Source organism: Amycolatopsis circi (genome assembly GCF_003385235.1).
GTDB lineage: Bacteria > Actinomycetota > Actinomycetes > Mycobacteriales > Pseudonocardiaceae > Amycolatopsis > Amycolatopsis circi.
Map to the genome: position 1 here is coordinate 12567 of NZ_PQIA01000039.1, position 17600 is coordinate 30166.

Here is a 17600-nt window from a genome sequence, read left to right on the forward strand (position 1 = left end):
CGGGATCCGGACGACAACGGATTTTCCGGACTCGCCCGCCGCGGGTGAAACGAAATCCGGCCCGTCATCGATAACGGGCACAACGACCGCACGCCCGGGGTGCTGGTCCGCCGGGAGGATTCCGCGGTTTCCATGAAGAAAACTTTGCGGTCGCTGCTCGCCATTCTGTTGCTGGCCGGGTTTCCCGTGCTGGTGCTTGCCGTGGTCGCGTTTCTCGCCGCCGCCGAGGGGTACGCTCTGACCGAGCGGCCCTGGACCGGGCTGTGGCTCGCCATTCTCGCCGTGCCTGTGCTGTACGTACTGCTGCGCGCGCTGATAGTCATCGAACGTTCCCGAGACGACAAGGTGCGCGGCCTGCTCGTCACGCCTGCCGCTCAACCTGAATTGTGGACGACTGTCCGCGAACTCGCCCAAGCAGTCGGCACGCGGCCGCCGGACGAGATCTATCTGGTTCCCGCGGTCAACGCGTCGGTGCGCGAGCAGACGCGCTGGTTCGGGACTCGGGTGAAGCGGCGCCGGATGTACCTCGGCGCCCAGCTCATCGCCGGATTGCGGGTCAGCCAGCTCCGCGCGGTCATCGGCCACGAACTCGGGCATTACAGCAACCGGCACACGCGCTTCGGCGGCGTGACCTACCGGGGCAGGCAGACGGTCGGCAGAGCCGTGAACGGACTCGACAGCTCGACCTGGCTGCACTGGCTCCTGCGGCCGATCTTCATGCCCTATGCCGTGGTGTATTTGCTGGTCTCGCTGCGAGTGAACCGCGAACAGGAAATCGCCGCGGACGCCGCGTCCGCGCGGATCGCGGGCACTGCCGCGGCGACGAGCGCGCTGCGGGACCTCGAAGTGCTCGACGCGTCCTGGCAGATTTTCGTCAGAGACTACATAAAGGCCGGCTGGGCGGCCGAGTACCTGCCCGATCGACTGGCCGAGGGCTACCAGCTCCTGCTCGCCGACGAAGCGCGGAGGGCGGAAATGGCCGAGCTGCGGCGAAATCCGCCAACGAAACCGAAGGCACGATTCGACAGTCACCCGGCAGCAGCCGAACGGATCGCGTTGCTGGAAGCCGCCCCTTTCGTCCCCGTGCCGCCCGGCAGCGAACGGCCGGCGACGGAACTGCTTCGTGACGCGGCAGCGACGCTCGAAGCGGCATTCGCGACCGGACTGTCGAAGGAAGCCCTTGCCAAGAAGCGGGCTGACTGGGCGACGGTCGTCAACGCGGGGATGCGCAAGTCATTCGAGGACGACGCGCTGAGCGTACTGCGTGATCGCAGCCTCGAAGGCCTGCTCGACGCACTCGACGACGGCCGGCTCGCAGAGATCGCCGACCCCGGTCAACCCGCCCCGCCGGGAATGGAGCCGCGTACGGAACGTGAATTTCACCAGACGTCCGCCCGCCGCCGACTGTCCACTGTGGTCATTGCACGGCTAGCCGAAACTGGTGCGGCGCGGTGGGAATTGTCGTGGTCCGGACCGGCACCGCTCGTGCTGGCCGAACCGTACGCCACCGGACTGACCCCCGCAGTCGATGCGGCGATCGGCGGGGACACTGCTCCGCTCCGCGCCCTGCTGGCTACCAAACCCTGAGGGCGGGATCCGATCAATGCGCCTCGCGATCGGCGGGCAGGCAGCGCTCATACTGGGGCCAAAAGAAGTGAAAACTGCCCGGCCCCTGAAACAGGGACCGGGCAGTTTTCTGCAAGGAAGCTCAGCGGTTCTGCGCCACCAGCTCGGCGATCTGCACCGTGTTCAGCGCCGCCCCCTTGCGGAGGTTGTCGGCGGAGACGAACAGCGCCAAGCCGCGGCCGTCCGGGACACCGGGGTCAGTGCGGATGCGGCCGACCAGGCTCGGGTCGATTCCGGCGGCCTGCAGCGGCGTCGGTACGTCCGCGAGCTGTACGCCCGGCGCGGTCGACAGCAGTTCCGTCGCCCGCTCGACCGACAGCGGCCGCGCGAATTCGACGTTCACCGACAGCGAGTGCCCGGTGAACACCGGAACCCGCACGCACGTTCCGGAAACCAGAAGCTCCGGGATGCCCAGGATCTTCCGGCTTTCGTTGCGCAGCTTCTGTTCCTCGTCCGTCTCGAACGTGCCGTCGTCCACAATGGACCCGGCCATCGGCAGGACGTTGAACGCGATCGGCGCGACGTACTTGGCCGGGGCCGGGAATTCGACTGCCGAACCGTCGTGGGTGAGCGAGGCGGCGCGCGAGGCGACCGCGTTTACCTGCGCGGCCAGTTCGTCGACGCCAGCCAGGCCGCTGCCGGACACCGCCTGGTAGGTGCTCGCGATGATCCGGACCAGACCGGCTTCGTCGTGCAGCGGCTTGAGAACCGGCATCGCGGCCATCGTGGTGCAGTTGGGGTTCGCGATGATCCCCTTGCGCGCGTCCTTGATCGCTTCCGGGTTGACCTCGCTGACGACCAGCGGCACGTCCGGATCGCGACGGTAGGCCGACGAGTTGTCGACCACGATCGCGCCCGCCTCGGCGAACCGCGGCGCCTGCTCGCGCGAGGTCGCGCCCCCGGCGGAGAACAGCGCGATGTCCAAACCGGACAGATCAGCGGTCGCGGTGTCCTCGACGGTGATTTCCTCGCCGCGCCACGGCAACGTGCGTCCCGCCGAGCGGGCCGAGGCGAAGTACCGGATCTGCTCGACCGGGAAGTTCCGCTCGTCGAGCAGCTTGCGCATCACGGCGCCGACCTGGCCGGTAGCCCCGACCACGCCGACGCGAAGACCCTGTGCCATCAGCGACCACTCCCCGCGTAGACGACAGCTTCCTCGTCGCCGCCCAGTTCGAACGCCTCGTGGATCGCGCGCACGGCCTCGTCGAGCTGCGCGTCGCGGATCAGCACCGAAATGCGGATCTCCGAGGTGTTGATGATTTCGATGTTCACGCCCGCGTTGGCCAGCGCCTCACAGAACGTGGCGGTGACGCCCGGGTGCGAGCGCATCCCGGCGCCGACGAGCGAGACCTTGCCGACGTGGTCGTCGTACAGCACGGACTCGAAGCCGATCTCCGCCTTGATCTTCTCGAGTTCCTTGACCGCCTTGGCCCCGTTGGCCTTCGACAGGGTGAAGGTGATGTCGGTGCGGCCGGACGACGTGCTGGACACGTTCTGCAGCACCATGTCGATGTCGATCTCGGCGTCGGCGACGACCCGGAAGATCTTGCCCGCGGCACCGGCGTGGTCCGGCACGCCGGTCACGGTGATCTTCGCTTCCGAGCGGTCGTGTGCCACACCGGTGATCAGCGCTTGTTCCACGGGGATCTCCTCGATCGATCCGGCCACCGTGGTGCCCGGCTTGTCGCTGTAAGAAGAACGGACTCGGATCGGCACGCCGTAGCGGCGCGCGTACTCGACCGAACGCAGGTGCAGGATCTTCGACCCGCTCGCCGCGAGCTCCAGCATCTCCTCGTACGGGATGGTGTCGAGCTTTTTGGCGTCCGGCACGATCCGCGGGTCGGCCGAATACACACCGTCCACATCGGAATAGATCTCGCAGACGTCCGCGTTCAGCGCGGCGGCGAGCGCCACCGCGGTGGTGTCGGAACCGCCGCGGCCGAGCGTCGTGATGTCCTTGGTGTCCTGTGCCACGCCTTGGAAACCGGCCACCAGCGCGACGTAACCCTGCTCCAGCGCCTCGGTGACGCGGCTCGGAGTGACGTCGATGATGCGCGCGTTGCCGTGCACCGACGTGGTGACCACGCCCGCTTGGGAACCGGTGAACGACCAGGCTTGCGCGCCCTGTGCGGAAATGGCCATCGCGACCAGCGAATTCGAGATGCGCTCACCGGCGGTGAGCAGCATGTCCATTTCCCGTTCCGGCGGCGCCGGGTTCACTTGCTGCGCCAGATCGAGCAGCTCATCAGTGGTGTCGCCCATCGCCGAGCACACGACGACCACGTCGTTGCCCGCCTTCTTGGTCGCGACGATCCGTTCTGCCACGCGCTTGATCCGGTCGGCACTTTCCAGCGACGATCCGCCGTACTTCTGGACCACGAGGGCCACGCCCGAACCTCCTTGACGGGCCGGGGCGTACTCCTTGGAGGGCACCGAGGAGCGCCCACGGCCCTTCATTTGGAGAAGAGCCTACCGGCGAGAACGGCGCTCGCCACCCCATCGAGTGGTCCGCCACGGCACGTTCGGAGCGTTTGGAAGTAAATTTTCCTTAACGCCAGGGGAAAGCTCGAAGCCCTTCCTCCGGAGTGACGGAGAGCACTACCGGTCGTACTACGGTTCGCCGCATGCGCAAACCAGCCGAGACGAGCGTTCCCGTCGCGCCGGCCATCGCCGAGCGCTGGAGCCCGCGGGCCTACGACGAGACCGCCGAGATCACCGACGCCCAGTTGACCGCCTTGCTCGAAGCCGCCAGGTGGGCGCCGTCTTTCGGCAACACCCAGCCGGCGCGCTACCTCGTCGGCCGACGGGGTGATCCGGTCTTCCCGCGCCTCCTCGCGACGCTGAACTCCGGGAACCAGGCGTGGGCGTTCCGGGCGAGCGCGCTGCTGATCGGCGTGATGGTCACCACGAACGAGAAAGGCGAGGTGCCCTACACCGACTACGGGCTCGGCTTGGCGACCGAGAACCTCGTCCTGCAGGCGGTCGAACTCGGCCTGATCGCGCACCAGATGGCCGGGTTCTCCCCGGACGCCGTTCGCGCGGAGTTCAGCCTGCCGGACGAGGCGGTGGCCCGGGTGGCGATCGCCGTCGGGTCGGCCGCCGATCCTTCGGTACTGGAGGACCCGCGCCGCATAGAACGGGAACTGGCCCCGCGTCGACGGCTGCCGCTCGACGAGTTCGCCTTCGGGGACAAATGGGGGTCTCCGGCACTGTGACCGTTTCGTGAGCAATCGAGGGAACCGGCGTCGCGTCTTTGAGGTCAGATAGGCACCAAACCGGTCAGGCCACTGAATCGGTGGGACACCCCTCAAGGAGCGACGAGATGCGTACTGGGCTGCCGGTTGTAATGGCGATTTCCGCAACGGCGATGGCGTTCGCCCTGTCCGGGTGCTCCAGCTCGGACGACAAGGCTCCCGCTCCGGCGATCGCCACGCCGCCCGCCTCGTCCGCGGCCGCGCCTTCGTCTTCCTCGGCCGCCGCGCCCGCCGGCGACTCCGCCTCGGCCGAGTACACCAAGCAGGGCACGAAGCTGAAGATCGGCGAGAAGGCCGTGGTGCCGTTCAAGTCGCAGAAGAACACCGGCGCGATCGGCGTGACGGTGACCGGCATCGACAAGGGCGTCGAGGCCGATCTCGCGCCGCTGAAGCTCGGCGACCGAGCCAAGGGCATGACGCCGTACTACATCCAGGTCAAGGTGACGAACGAGACCGGCTCGGACTTCGCGTACAGCTCGCTGGGCCTGATGAACGGCCTGCTCGCGGACGGCACCAGCGGCCCGCACGTGTCGGTGATCGGCAAGTTCGAGAAGTGCGACAGCGGGAACTCCGGCAAGGCATTCACCACGAAGGGCGCTTCGTACAACAGCTGCGTGCTGGCGCTGGCTCCGGCCGGCGCGGAGGTCAAGGGGGCTAGCTACGGGGCCAGCACTTACCGGGACCTGGCTCCGAACACGGACTACGGCAAGGACGCGGTGACCTGGCAGTAAGCTGGGAGCGAGACCGCCGCGGGGGCGTCAGTCGAGGACTGACGCCCCTTTTCGCGTCCTGGGGAGAACTTGATGTCTGGCAGAAGACCGATCGTCTTGGTGGCGGCGTTGGCATTCACGCTGTCCGCGTGTTCGAACGCGGCCGACGCGCCGCGGCCGGGCACCGCCCCGACCTCAGCGCCCACCGCGGCCTCAGCGCCCGCGTCGACCAGCGCGCCCGCGCGGAAGAAGATCGCCTACACCAAGCCGGGCACGAAGCTCAAATTCGGCGAGAAGGCCGTGGTGCCGTTCACGACCGATTCCTCGCCCGTCGGCGCGGTCGGCATCACGGTGACCCGCATCGACCGGGGCACCGAGGCGGAGCTGGCCCGGATGAACCTCGGCGACGACCTCGCCGGGCTGGTGCCGTTCTATGTCCAGTTCACCGTGTCGAACGAGACCGGCGACGACTTCTCCTTCGCCCGGGTGCTCGGCATCAGCGGCCTGATCGAGAACGGCTCCGAAGGCAGGATGGACCTGCCCGCGGACTCGGCGAGGTGCCTCAGCGAAACCCCCGGCGACTTCACCGCCAAGGGCGCGACCAACGACACCTGCACGATGGAACTGGCCGCCCGCGGCACCACGGTGACCGGTGCGAAGTACGACAACGACGGCTACGCCTGGCTGGCCAAGGGCACCGACTACCACGAAAACCCGATCGTCTGGCAGCCGTGATCCCGGCTCAGACGCCCGCGCCCCCGACGCGGCGGATGATCTTCGCCAGGATCCCCGACACCACCAGCCAGAACACCGCCGCGATGCCATAGTTCACCAGCACCCGCAGCTTCGCGTCGCCCGGCGTGAACAGGTCCTTGAAGCCGAGCGAAAGCCCGTCGGCCCAGTTGCGGACGAACGAGACGATTCCGTTGCCCTGGTTGGCCTCGCCGATGACGAAAATCACGTGCAGCACCAAGATTGCGGCGAACAGCAGCCCGACCCAGCGCACGAGCGACGCGATGAACGACACCGCGCGCTCACGAGTGCGCCGCCAGTCCACCGGGGTGCGCTGGGGACGCGCCTTCGCCTCGGTTTCCTGCGCTTCTTCCGCGTGCTCGCCCATGCCGGGCAGTCTGGCACGTCGCCTCGCGCCTCGCTACCCGCTAGTAACAGGTATCAGCCACCCGACGTAACAGTTCGATCGCGGCGGGCGGCTTTTCTTTCGGCGCGTCGGGTGGTTACAGTGACCCCGTGGCGCGTGAACTCCTGCTTCGCTGCCGCGACGGGGCCTGATCTGACCGGCTCCTCGTCGCGGGGCTTTGTGGTGCCGGTCGTCCGCACCGATCCCTTCAGGAGATTTTCCCGCGATGAGCACCGACCCCCGCACCACTAACTCCCGTCTGCGCACGCCCTCTCGTCCCGCGCCCGCCGGACAGCCCTCGTGGAACCCGCAGCGCGGCACGTCCATGCCGGTCCACCGTTACCGCCCCTGGTACGACGTGGTCGAGAACATCGACGTACCCGACCGCACCTGGCCGGACAAGCGCATTGACCGCGCGCCGCTGTGGTGTGCGGTCGACCTGCGCGACGGCAACCAGGCGCTGATCGACCCGATGTCGCCCGCGCGCAAGCGCAAGTTCTTCGACCTGCTGGTCCGCATGGGCTACAAGGAGATCGAGGTCGGCTTCCCGGCCGCGTCGCAGACCGACTTCGATTTCGTGCGCGAGATCATCGAAGAGGGCGCGATCCCGGACGACGTGCACATCCAGGTGCTGACCCAGTGCCGTCCCGAGCTGATCGAGCGCACCTTCAAGTCGCTCGAAGGCGCGCCGCGGGCAATCGTCCACATTTACAACTCCACCTCGATCCTGCAGCGCCGCGTGGTGTTCCGCGAGGAGCGCGAGGGCATCAAGAAGATCGCGACGCAGGCCGCGGAAATGGTCGTCGAGCTGGCGGCGAAGCAGCCGGACACCGACTTCCGCTTCCAGTACTCGCCCGAGTCCTACACCGGCACCGAGCTGTCCTACGCGCTCGAGGTGTGCAACGCGGTCACCGAGATCTGGCAGCCGACCCCGCAGAAGCCGGTGATCCTGAACCTGCCGGCGACCGTCGAGATGGCGACGCCGAACGTCTACGCCGACTCGATCGAGTGGATGAGCCGCAACCTGGAGCGCCGCGATTCGGTGATCCTGTCGCTGCACCCGCACAACGACCGCGGCACCGGCATCGCCGCCGCCGAACTGGGCTACCAGGCCGGCGCGGACCGGATCGAGGGCTGCCTGTTCGGCAACGGCGAGCGCACCGGCAACGTCGACCTGGTCGCGCTGGGCATGAACCTCTACAGCCAGGGCATCGACCCGCAGATCGACTTCTCCGACATGGACGAGATCAAGCGGACCGTCGAGTACTGCAACCAGCTGCCGGTCCCGGAACGCTCCCCGTGGGGCGGCGACCTGGTGTTCACCGCCTTCTCCGGCAGCCACCAGGACGCGATCAACAAGGGCCTCGACGCGATGAAGGACGCCGCGGACAAGAAGGGCGTGCCGGTCGACGAGCACCCGTGGGAGGTCCCGTACCTGCCGATCGACCCGAAGGACGTCGGCCGCACCTACGAGGCCGTGATCCGGGTGAACTCGCAGTCCGGCAAGGGCGGCGTCGCCTACATCATGAAGGCCGAGCACCAGCTGGACCTGCCGCGCCGGCTGCAGATGGAGTTCTCGAAGGTCATCCAGGCCTACACCGACACCGAAGGCGGCGAGGTCGACCCGGGCACCATGTGGCGCGCGTTCTCGGCCGAGTACCTGGAGGCGAAGACCCCGCTGGAGCTGATCAAGCAGCGGGTCACCGACAGCGGCGGCGGCGAGTACGACCTCGAGGCCACGGTGAAGGTCGAGGGCGACGAGCACGAGATCACCGGGCGCGGCAACGGGCCGATCGCGGCGTTCTTCGACGCACTGTCCACTGTGGGCTACGACCTGCGGCTCCTGGACTACAGCGAGCACACGCTGAGCCCTGGCGACGACTCGCGCGCCGCGTCCTACATCGAATGCGCCATCTCCGACCGCGTGTTCTGGGGCATCGGCGTCGACCCGTCGATCGTCACCGCTTCGCTGCGCGCCGTGGTGAGCGCGGTCAACCGGGCCAACCGCTGACCCGAGCCTGACTCAGCGAGGTTTTCGCTGCCTCGCGGCGGCTCTGTTCCCGGGAAAGTCCGTGAGGGGAACCCTGAGGGACTCTGAGTCCCTCAGGGTTCCCCTCACGGACATCTGGCATCGCGCAGCGGGGCGGGAGGTGGGCATGCGAGCTGAGCGTCTGGTCGCGTTGCTGTTCACGTTGCATCGCAAACGTGCGGGGACGGTCGGGGAGCTGGCCGACGAACTCGGCGTGACCGAACGGACGATGCGGCGCGATCTGGCCGCGTTGCGCGAAGCCGGAGTGCCGCTCTGGAGTGAACCAGGGCGGCACGGCGGCATCCGGCTCGTCGACGGCTGGCGTTCTCGGCTCGACGGCCTCACTTCCCGGGAGGCCGTCGCGCTGTTGGCCCTTGATGTTCCGGACGCGCTGGCCGGGCTCGGTCTCGGCACCGCAGTGGCGGCCGCGCACGCGAAAGTGTCCGCGAGCATGCCCGCTCAGCTGCAGGAACAGGCCCGGACGGTCGCCGGGCGGTTTCATCTCGACGCGTCGGCCTGGTTCAGCTCGCCGGACGACACCGCCATGCTGCCTGCGGTCGCGAAGGCGGTGTGGACCCAGAAGCGGCTCGACGTGCGGTATCGGCGGCGCGACAAGGTCACTCGGCGGACGCTCGATCCGCTGGGGCTCGTATTGAAAGCCGGGGTTTGGTACCTGGTGGCGCGGGTCGACGCTGACCTGCGGACGTATCGCGTTTCTCGGCTAGGGGCGGTCGCCGAGACCGGAGAAACCTTTGTACGGCCGGAAGAATTCTCGCTCGCTGACTGGTGGCGGGCGTCGTCGGCGGAGTTCGAGAAGATGCCGCTGCCGCTGAAGGTGACGGCACGGCTCGACCGGACCGCGGCCGGTGCGTTGCGGCGCGTTTTCGGGCCGGAGCACGTGAACGAGGTGCTGGTATCGCTCGGCCCGAAGGACGACGACGGATGGGCCGAGGCCGAGTTCGCCATGGAGGGCAAGGAAGTCGCCGTCGGACAGTTGGTTTCCCTCGGCCCCGGCGTCGAAGTGCTGACCCCGCCGGAGATCCGCGCCGCGGTCGCGGAATTCGGTCAGGCGCTCGCCGACCGCAACCGTCCGTTAAGGGCCCCTTGAGGGAATCTGATTCCCTCAAGGAGTCCTTCACGGACAGTCGGCATCAGCGGTAGCCGGAGGCGTCGGCGGGTTTTCCGGGTTCCTGGACTTCGGTGATGTACCGCCACGCGTCGGGGCGGCTGCCGTCCACGTCGTCGATCTCGTAAACCTTCGCCAGCTGTCCGCTGGAAACGGTCTGGCCGGTCCAGCGGTGCCGGTCCGCGTCGGCGGCGAGCGCGACGACCGTGCGGCCGGAGAAGACTGGAGATTCCGAGATCACGAAATGCGGCTCGCGGACGGTCGCGTCGCGCCAGTTTTCCTCGGTGACCTCGAAGATCTCCAGCATCGCTTCCGAACGCAGCCATCCCGGCGTGAACGCGATGGCCGTGCAGTCGTGCGCCTTCAGCTCGGCCGCCTCGCCGACGGCCAGGACGTTGATCGCCGCCTTCGCCAGGTAGTACGGCAGCGACGTGCCCTCGCGGTACTTCGCGTTGTACTCGGCCGTGCCGTCGGTCAGCTCGATCACGAGCCCGCCCGGACGGCGGATGACCAGCGGAAACAGATGGTGGCTGGTGATCAGGTGGGCGTCGAGGGACAGCCGCATCATGCGCAGGCTGGCGTCCAGCGAGTGCTCCCAGATCGGTTTGCCCCACTCCAGGTAGCGGTCGCCGCCCCAGATGCCGTCGACCAGGATGTCGAGACCGCCGTGCTCGGCGTCGATTCGCTGGGCGAGCGCGGCGACTTCGTCGCTCTCCAGGTGGTCGACCCGCAGCGCGATTCCCTTGCCGCCAACGGCTTCGATCTGATCCAGCGTGTCCTCGATGGTCTCCGGACGGTCCACTTCGGACCGTCCGGCCCGCGTCGTTCGACCGGTCACGTACACGTACGCCCCGGCCCGGCCCAGCTCGACCGCGATCGCCCGGCTCGCCCCGCGCGTGCCGCCCGCCACGAGCGCGACCTTCCCGGCCAGTTCCCCGCTCATTCCGTTCGTCCCCTTTTCTGTCGGTGGACCACCAGCGTGCGCTCGAACCCTGACATCCCCTGTCCGGATTTCCGGAATCTGTGTCCTGCCTGTGCCTTGCTGTGAAGTGCCGGTGATTGGGACTCATTCGGGCTGGCAGGGCGGTTAATAGAGAGATGGACGCTACGACGGCTGGGCTGGTGGTGCTGTTCGTCGTCTCGCTGGTGCCGTTGTTGCCCACCGAGGTGACGCTGCTCGGCATGGGCGTGGCCGCCGCGCAGCACGGGACGTCGCTGGCCGTCGTGATCGCGGTCGCGAGCGTCGGCTGCCTGCTGTCCGACCAGGCGTTGTACGCGCTGGGGCGGTTCGGCGGCGCTCGAATGCTGACCCGGCTTGGCCGTCGGCGCAAGCTGGCCGCCGGGCTGAGCTGGCTCGACGGACGGCTGCAACGACACCCGCGGCCGGTTCTGGTGGTCGCGCGGTGGCTGCCTTCCGGCGGGACGGTCGGCGCGCTGCTGGCCGGCTCGTTGCGGTGGCGGTTCACCGAGTTTCTGACCGCGTCCGCGGTGGGGGTGCTGCTGTGGACGTCGTACGTCGCGTTCCTCGGCTACGCCGGCGGCCAGCTGGTTACCGAGCCCGGGCTGAGCTTGGCGTTGTCGTTGACCATCGCGGTACTGCTGGGTTCGGCGATCACCGTCGGGATTCGACGGCACGGAGCGCCGAGTACAGCGCCCTGATCAGCGGCCCGTTCTCCGGAGCGGCCGCGGCCGGGAACGGGATCCGGCGGCGGGTGTAGCCGTACGCGATGCCGTTGCGAGGATCGGCGAACGCCTGCTGACCGCCCGCGCCACTGTGCCCGAAACTGCCCTGCCCCAGCTCCGGGTAGTACTCGCCGGTGGAGTGGAATCCGACGCCGAACGCCTTGAGCTCGCGCAACACCACGTCGTGCCCGACGGACTGGAGCTGCGCGAATTCGGCGGCGATTTCCGGTTTCAGCAGCGGCGGTTCGCCGTCTAACGGGCTGATCGCCGCCGCGTACATCCGCGCCAGGCCGCGGGCTGACGCGACACCGCCGAACGACGCGGGGCCGAGCCGCCGGACTTCCGGAAGGTTCGGCAGTTCCCACACCTCCGGGCCGTCCGGATGGTGCCGGTTGAACGCGATGCCCGGCAAGCTGTTCGGCGCGGGCAGCGGGAGCTGTCGTTCGGGGGTCAGCACCATCGGTTGCGTGGCCACGAATCGAGAGTCAAGTTCGGCGGGCAAGCCGAGGTGAAAGTCCACTGTGTACGGTTCGCGGACGCGGTCGGCGAAGTTCTCCTGAAGGGTGCGGCCGGTCACGCGGCGGACGACCTCGCCGCTGAGCGCACCGATTACCAGTGCGTGGTAACCGAATGCGGTGCCGGGCCGCCAGAACGGGCGTTGGCGAGCCAAGCGTTCGGCGACGATGCGGTCGTCTGCGAGTTCCGCCCGACTGAAGCCTTCGTCGGAGCCGATCAGTCCGGCTCGATGCGCCAGGAGGTCTCGCAGGGTGACGTCCTGTTTGCCTTCGACCGCGAACTCCGGCCAGTAGTGGCTCACTCGCTGGTCGAGGTCCAGCACGCCGTCCTGGACGAGCAGCGCGACGGTCAGATGCGCCGCTCCTTTCGACGCGGAGTATGCGCCGAGCAGGGAATCTTCGTCGATGTCTTGGCCGGACCAAAGGTCGACGACCAGCTCGCCGCGGTGGTACGCCGCCAGTTGAGCCGATCCGTCGGCTACTGCGGCGAACTCGTCTCTGACCGGTTCGAAGCCGGGCTGCACGGTGCCCTGAAGGTTTGCCATGCCGCCACGCTACCCGAGTTTCTAACCATTGGTCACTAACTATTTTCGGTAGAGTCCCCGCCCATGACCCGACCGCGGCCCGGCCGTCCCGCACAGCTCGATCGCGAACGGATCGTCGACGCGGCGTTGTCCGCCGGGAATCTCGACACGTTGACCATGCGCGAACTGGCGGCGCGGCTCGGCGTGACGCATGGCGCGCTCTACCGCTGGGTCGCCAATCGGGACGCGCTGTTCGACCTGGTCAGCGAAGTGGTACTTGAGCGAGTGCTTCCGGCTGAGGGGCCGCCGCGGCGGGCTTGGCGGCCATGGCTCGCGAAGGTCGCGTGGGCGATGCACGACCAGTTTCTCGCGGTACCCGGCTATGCGACGCGGTCGTCCCGGCCCCATCGGCACAACGCGGTTTCCTTCGGCCGGTTGCACACCGAGGTGGTGGCCGCGTTCACGAATGCCGGTGTGTCGTCCGAGCTGGCCGAGCAGAGTTGGTACATCTTCATCACCTGCACGGTCAGCTGGCTCGCCGTCCGCGAAAACCCGCTCGACCTTGGGCCTGACGCACCCCGGTTCGAGCTTTTCCTCGACACGCTGTTGCGAGGTCTGCCCGCGCGGGAACCCAGCTAGGTCGTGAGCGCGGCTACCTCGGCGCGCATTTCGTCGATCACGGTCGCGACAGCCGGGCGGTTCGCCGCGCCGGTGCGGCACACCACTTCCACCAACCGCGCCGCGCGGATCCCCGCCAGCGGGCGGCCGACCAATCCGCTTCCGCGCCGAGTGTCCATTGTGTACCGAGGCATCAGCGCGATCCCGTGTCCGGCCGCGACAAGCCGTTCAGTGATGCGGAAATCGTTGATGCGCTGAACGATCTGCGGCCGCACGCCACTGCGCACGGTCAGCGAGCGGAGGACGTCGTCGACGGGAAAGCCGTGGTCTACCGAGATCCAGCGCTCGTCCGCGAGATCGGCGAGGCCGACGCGACGGTTGCGGGCAAGGCGGTGGCCGACGGGGAGGGCGACGTCCAGTGGTTCGCGCAGCAGCGGGACCACGTCCAGACGTTCGGTGTCGAATTCGGCCGCGTGCTCGTCGCGGTGGGCGACGACGACGTCGTAGTCGGCGACCAGGCCGGGCACCTGCGGCGGGACCATGTCGACGTCGCGGACGTCGACCTCGAGGTTTTCGTGTTGTTCGATGCGACGCAGCAGGCCGGGCAGGAGCATCAGGCCGGCGGACTGGAAGATCGCGATCCGCACGCGTCCGCGCGGGGCGCTGCGGTAGGTGTCCAGCTCCGCTTCGGCCCGGTCCAGCGCGGCCAGCACGTCGTCGGCGCGGGCGACGAGCGCGCGGCCCGCGTCGGTGAGCCGCAGGCCGCGACCAGCCGGTTCGGTGAGTGCGATGCCGACCTCCGCCTGCAACGCGCGCAACTGCTGCGAGATCGCCGACGGCGTGCAGTGCAACGCCTGAGCGGCGGCGGTGACGCTGCCCCGATCGGCGAATTCGCGCAGCGTCCGGAGCCTGCCCAAGTCCATCCGCGGAGTGTATGTGAAGCACTGCTACACATTCAGTACAGTTATTCTCGCTGGTGCTTCAAAGTTTGCCTAGGCACAGTTGAGGCATGGCCATCCGGGACCGTTTGCTCGCCGTGTTCGTCGCCGTCCTGTGGGGCCTCAACTTCATCGCGATCCACGCCACACTCGGCCAGTTCCCGCCGATGTTCGCGGGCGCGCTGCGATTCCTGCTGATCGCGATCCCGACGGTCTTCCTCGTGCCGCGGCCGCGGGTGAAGCTGCGCTACCTCCTCGGTTACGGGCTTGGGTTCGGCACCGGGCAGTTCGCGTTCCTGTTCGTCGCCATGCACCTCGGGATGCCGACCGGGCTGGCGTCGCTGGTGCTGCAGGCGTCGGCGCCGTTCACCGTGCTGCTGGGCGCGGTGCTGCTGCGGGAACGCGTCTCCGGACGGCAGCTGGCCGGGATCCTGCTCGCGGTGGCGGGCATGACCGCGATCGCCTGGCAGCAGTCCGCCCACGCCGCGCTGCTGCCGGTGGTGCTGACCTTGCTGGCCGCGCTGAGCTGGGCGATCGGCAACCTGAGCATGCGCCGCGCGGAGCCGGACAACCCGCTACACCTGACGCTGTGGATGTCGGTGGTGCCGCCGCTGCCGATGCTGGCGCTGTCGAGCATCTTCGAGGGTCCCGGCGCCGCCTGGCATTCGCTGGCGACGCTCGGCACCAAAACCGGCCTGATCGGCCTCGTGGGCCTGGCGTACGTGGTGGTCTTCGGGACGGTCGTCGGGTCCGGCATCTGGACCACGCTGATGCGCCGCAACCCGGCAGGCGTGGTCGCGCCGTTCTCGCTGCTCGTGCCGGTGGTGGGGCTGACGGCGTCGTTCTTCATCCTCGGCGAGGTGCCGACGGTCCTGACGCTGGTGGCGGCAGCGGTGGTGATCGGCGGGGTACTGCTGGGGTCGTTGCGGCGGAAGCCAGCGGTTACGCCGGAGGAACTGCTGCCGGTGTGAGGGGTCGGGGCCCGGCCCCGGGAACAGAAAACCCCCGGCAAGTCCGAAGGACTCACCGGGGGAACCTCGTCCGTCAGCTCAGGCCACCGCGTCGTTCTTCTCGTCCGACGACGAGGCCGACTCCGCCGCATGGCGGGACATGCGCTTCTTCAGCACCAGCGTCACCACCACGCCGATCACCAGCGCCGCTCCCAGGCCTGCCCACTGGAAGCCCTTGAGCCACTTGTCGGCGACCACGCCCAGGTAGTAGATGAGCGCCGTTGTTCCGCCCGCCCACACGATGCCGCCCAGTGCGTTCGCGAACAGGAAGCGCGGGTAGTGCATGTTGAGCGATCCGGCGAGCGGGCCGGCCAGGATGCGCAGCACCGCGACGAACCGGCCGAAGAACACGGCCCACATGCCGCGTTTGTGGAACATCTTCTCGGCGCTCGCGATGTGGTCGGGGCCGAAATGCTTGGGGAACTTCCGTCCGGCCCAGGCGAACAGCCGTTTGCCGCCCTTCTTGCCGATCAGGTACCCGATGCTGTCGCCGATGATCGCGCCCGCCGACGCCAGCACGCCGATCCACAGCGGGTTCAGCCCGCTGTGCGACGAGGCCAGCAGCGCGGCGCTCACCAGCACGATCTCCCCCGGCAGCGGGATGCCCAGGCTTTCGACCATCACCACCAAGCCCACCAGCAGGTAGACCGAGAGCGGAGGGATCGCCTCCAGCACGTGGTCGATGTTCACTGCCAACCCCCTTGTGATTCGTGCCTGGTCTCCGCAGGGTACCCAGCTGGCGGCGATCCTCGCGTCCACCTGGAGTCGGGGGTGGGGTCCGTCTTCCGGCAGGGTTTTTCAGGGTTTTTCCGACATAACACGCAAAGCACGCATTTCGAAGTACTCCCGTTCCGGCAGGCTCAGCGTGCGCTGTGCGGCGCGGGCGTAGCAGTCGTGAGCGCCTCGCGGGTCGCCGGACAGTTCGAGGAGATGGGCGCGGACCACGTCGGCTCGGTAGTGGTCAAGGTGGTCGCTCGCGTCCAGTTCGCTCAGCGCGAGCGCCGGGCCTTCGACGCGGGCGAGCGCGACCAGGCGGTTGAGTGCGACCATCGGGCCGGGGGCGATCTGCTGGAGAAGGTCGTACAGCAACAGGATCTGCGGCCAGTCGGTGGCGTCGGCGACCGGGGCTTCGTCGTGCACGGCGGCGATCGCGGCCTGCAGTTGATACGGGCCGACGGGTGTATTCGCCAGCGCGTGTTCGATGAGTGCGCTGCCTTCGGCGATCGCGGACGCGTCCCAGAGCGAGCGGTCTTGTTCGGCCAGCGGCACGGGGATGCCGTCCCGGCCAGTGCGGGCGGGGCGGCGAGCGTCGGTGAGCAACATGAGTGCGAGCAGCCCGGCGACCTCTCCGTCAGCGGGCAGCAGGGCGTGCAACTGCCGGGTGAGCCGGATGGCCTCGGCGGTCAGTTCGACGCGGTTGACCTCGCTGCCGGAGCTGGCGGTGTGGCCTTCGGTGAACACCAAGTACAGCACCTGCAGTACCGCGGCAACGCGTTCCGGCAGCTCGTTCTGTGGCGGCTGAGCGAACTCCGCACCGCGCAGTTTGTGTTTCGCCCGGCTGATCCGCTGGCCGATCGTCGGCTCCGGGACGAGGTACGCCCGCGCGATCTCGGCGGTGGTCAGGCCGCCGACCGCACGCAGCGTCAAGGCCACTTGCGACGGCCGGGTCAACGAGGGATGGCAGCAGAGCAACAGCAGCGTGAGGGTGTCGTCCTGCTGCGGTACGAGTTCGAAGGACGGCGGTTCCAGCGCGGCCACCGTCTCCTCACGACGGATACGTGCGGCTTCGTTGCGCCACATCTCGATCCGACGCCGCGAAGCCGTCGTGATGAGCCAGGCCTTCGGGTTGTCCGGGACACCGTCCTTCGGCCACTGCACGGCGGCGGCGAGCAGGGCCTCCTGCACGGCGTCCTCGCATTTGCCGAAATCGCCGTAGCGGCGCACGAGCGCGGTCACCACCTGCGGAATGAGGTCGCGCAGGAGGCGGTCGATCACAGCTCGAAGTCCACGTCGCCGGTCAGCCCCATTACCGGCCGCACCTCGATCGTCGCGAACGGGGCCTCCGGGATCCGCGCGGCGATCTCCAGCGCGCGGGCCTCCGAATCGCATTCCAGCAGGTAGAACCCGGCGAGCTGCTCCTTGATCTCGGCGAAGGGGCCGTCGGTGGTGCTCACGCCGTCGGTGCGCACGTGGACCTGCTTCGTCAGCTCCGGGGCGGCCAGCCGCTCGGACACGATCCGCTCGCCGGTGCCCTCCAGCTCCTCGTGGAACTGCTGATACGCACGCAGGCCCTCGGCCTTCTGCTCGTCGGTCATCCCCGCCCATGCCGCGCGCGACGCCGGGTTGCCGTAGATCAGGACCAGATACTTCATCGGAAGCCTCCTCGAAAAAGTTTTCTACCCCTGATGTCGAAGCCGCGCGGACGGCTT

Annotated in this window: 18 protein-coding genes; 9 read left to right on the forward strand and 9 right to left on the reverse strand. The window is 68.3% G+C overall.

Translation table 11 applies throughout. The features are described 5' to 3' along the window. Window positions 1-132: 132 nt before the first annotated feature. On the forward strand, window positions 133-1587 hold the full coding sequence (locus tag D0D37_RS18710) for a M48 family metalloprotease (RefSeq protein ID WP_116201887.1): 1455 nt from the start codon (window positions 133-135) through the stop codon (window positions 1585-1587). 121 nt (window positions 1588-1708) lie between these two features. Here the strand turns inward: D0D37_RS18710 and D0D37_RS18715 are convergent, their stop codons facing one another. Next, the gene (locus D0D37_RS18715; protein ID WP_116201845.1) at window positions 1709-2749 is read right to left on the reverse strand and encodes an aspartate-semialdehyde dehydrogenase; all 1041 of its coding nucleotides are present in this window, start codon (window positions 2747-2749) and stop codon (window positions 1709-1711) included. Continuing rightward, entirely contained in the window at window positions 2749-4014 is a 1266-nt protein-coding gene (locus tag D0D37_RS18720; protein WP_037808437.1) for an aspartate kinase, read from the reverse strand. The genes D0D37_RS18715 and D0D37_RS18720 overlap by 1 nt, the downstream gene beginning before the upstream one ends. A 236-nt stretch (window positions 4015-4250) precedes the next feature. Between D0D37_RS18720 and D0D37_RS18725 the strand changes: the two genes are divergently transcribed. The 3 genes from D0D37_RS18725 (at window position 4251) to D0D37_RS18735 (ending at window position 6325) form a co-directional block, all read left to right on the forward strand. Further along, window positions 4251-4841, forward strand: a complete 591-nt coding sequence (locus D0D37_RS18725) for a nitroreductase family protein (protein WP_116201846.1) — start codon at window positions 4251-4253, stop codon at window positions 4839-4841. A 107-nt stretch (window positions 4842-4948) separates the two neighbouring features. Beyond that, window positions 4949-5611: a hypothetical protein gene (locus tag D0D37_RS18730; protein ID WP_116201847.1), complete on the forward strand. Its 663-nt coding sequence runs from the start codon at window positions 4949-4951 to the stop codon at window positions 5609-5611. Between the two features lie 72 nt (window positions 5612-5683). Further along, entirely contained in the window at window positions 5684-6325 is a 642-nt protein-coding gene (locus tag D0D37_RS18735; protein ID WP_162834309.1) for a hypothetical protein, read from the forward strand. A gap of 7 nt (window positions 6326-6332) precedes the next feature. Here D0D37_RS18735 and D0D37_RS18740 read toward each other — a convergent pair whose 3' ends face one another. Beyond that, window positions 6333-6710, reverse strand: a complete 378-nt coding sequence (locus D0D37_RS18740) for a hypothetical protein (RefSeq protein ID WP_116201849.1) — start codon at window positions 6708-6710, stop codon at window positions 6333-6335. Between the two features lie 244 nt (window positions 6711-6954). Here D0D37_RS18740 and leuA point away from each other — a divergent pair, with 244 nt between their 5' ends. Both leuA and D0D37_RS18750 read left to right on the forward strand, forming a co-directional pair. Beyond that, window positions 6955-8739 carry a 2-isopropylmalate synthase gene (leuA, locus tag D0D37_RS18745; RefSeq protein WP_162834310.1) on the forward strand — a complete coding sequence of 595 codons (1785 nt, stop codon included), beginning with the start codon at window positions 6955-6957 and terminating at the stop codon, window positions 8737-8739. A 145-nt stretch (window positions 8740-8884) separates the two neighbouring features. After that, complete coding sequence (locus tag D0D37_RS18750; protein WP_116201851.1) at window positions 8885-9865, forward strand: helix-turn-helix transcriptional regulator; 981 nt, start codon at window positions 8885-8887, stop codon at window positions 9863-9865. A gap of 43 nt (window positions 9866-9908) precedes the next feature. Here the strand turns inward: D0D37_RS18750 and D0D37_RS18755 are convergent, their stop codons facing one another. Continuing rightward, a complete protein-coding gene (locus D0D37_RS18755; protein ID WP_116201852.1) occupies window positions 9909-10826 on the reverse strand; it encodes an SDR family oxidoreductase in 918 nt (305 codons plus the stop codon). A 155-nt stretch (window positions 10827-10981) separates the two neighbouring features. Here D0D37_RS18755 and D0D37_RS18760 point away from each other — a divergent pair, with 155 nt between their 5' ends. Continuing rightward, on the forward strand, window positions 10982-11542 hold the full coding sequence (locus D0D37_RS18760) for a DedA family protein (RefSeq protein WP_116201853.1): 561 nt from the start codon (window positions 10982-10984) through the stop codon (window positions 11540-11542). On the opposite strand, the gene D0D37_RS18765 is transcribed toward D0D37_RS18760, so the two are convergent. Then, complete coding sequence (locus tag D0D37_RS18765) at window positions 11496-12626, reverse strand: serine hydrolase domain-containing protein (protein WP_116201854.1); 1131 nt, start codon at window positions 12624-12626, stop codon at window positions 11496-11498. The two genes, D0D37_RS18760 and D0D37_RS18765, sit on opposite strands and share 47 nt — an antisense overlap. A 63-nt stretch (window positions 12627-12689) precedes the next feature. Here D0D37_RS18765 and D0D37_RS18770 point away from each other — a divergent pair, with 63 nt between their 5' ends. Continuing rightward, window positions 12690-13244 carry a TetR family transcriptional regulator gene (locus D0D37_RS18770; protein WP_116201855.1) on the forward strand — a complete coding sequence of 185 codons (555 nt, stop codon included), beginning with the start codon at window positions 12690-12692 and terminating at the stop codon, window positions 13242-13244. Here D0D37_RS18770 and D0D37_RS18775 read toward each other — a convergent pair. After that, window positions 13241-14146, reverse strand: coding sequence for a LysR family transcriptional regulator (locus D0D37_RS18775; protein ID WP_116201856.1), 906 nt, complete (start codon window positions 14144-14146; stop codon window positions 13241-13243). The two genes, D0D37_RS18770 and D0D37_RS18775, sit on opposite strands and share 4 nt — an antisense overlap. An 86-nt stretch (window positions 14147-14232) precedes the next feature. Here D0D37_RS18775 and D0D37_RS18780 point away from each other — a divergent pair, with 86 nt between their 5' ends. Continuing rightward, complete coding sequence (locus D0D37_RS18780) at window positions 14233-15132, forward strand: EamA family transporter (protein ID WP_116201857.1); 900 nt, start codon at window positions 14233-14235, stop codon at window positions 15130-15132. A gap of 78 nt (window positions 15133-15210) precedes the next feature. On the opposite strand, the gene D0D37_RS18785 is transcribed toward D0D37_RS18780, so the two are convergent. The 3 genes from D0D37_RS18785 to D0D37_RS18795 form a co-directional block, all read right to left on the reverse strand. After that, the gene (locus D0D37_RS18785; RefSeq protein ID WP_116201858.1) at window positions 15211-15861 is read right to left on the reverse strand and encodes a DedA family protein; all 651 of its coding nucleotides are present in this window, start codon (window positions 15859-15861) and stop codon (window positions 15211-15213) included. Between the two features lie 108 nt (window positions 15862-15969). Then, entirely contained in the window at window positions 15970-17166 is a 1197-nt protein-coding gene (locus D0D37_RS18790) for an RNA polymerase sigma factor (protein ID WP_116201859.1), read from the reverse strand. Then, window positions 17163-17543, reverse strand: coding sequence for a YciI family protein (locus tag D0D37_RS18795; RefSeq protein ID WP_116201860.1), 381 nt, complete (start codon window positions 17541-17543; stop codon window positions 17163-17165). The genes D0D37_RS18790 and D0D37_RS18795 overlap by 4 nt, the downstream gene beginning before the upstream one ends. Window positions 17544-17600 lie beyond the last annotated feature (57 nt).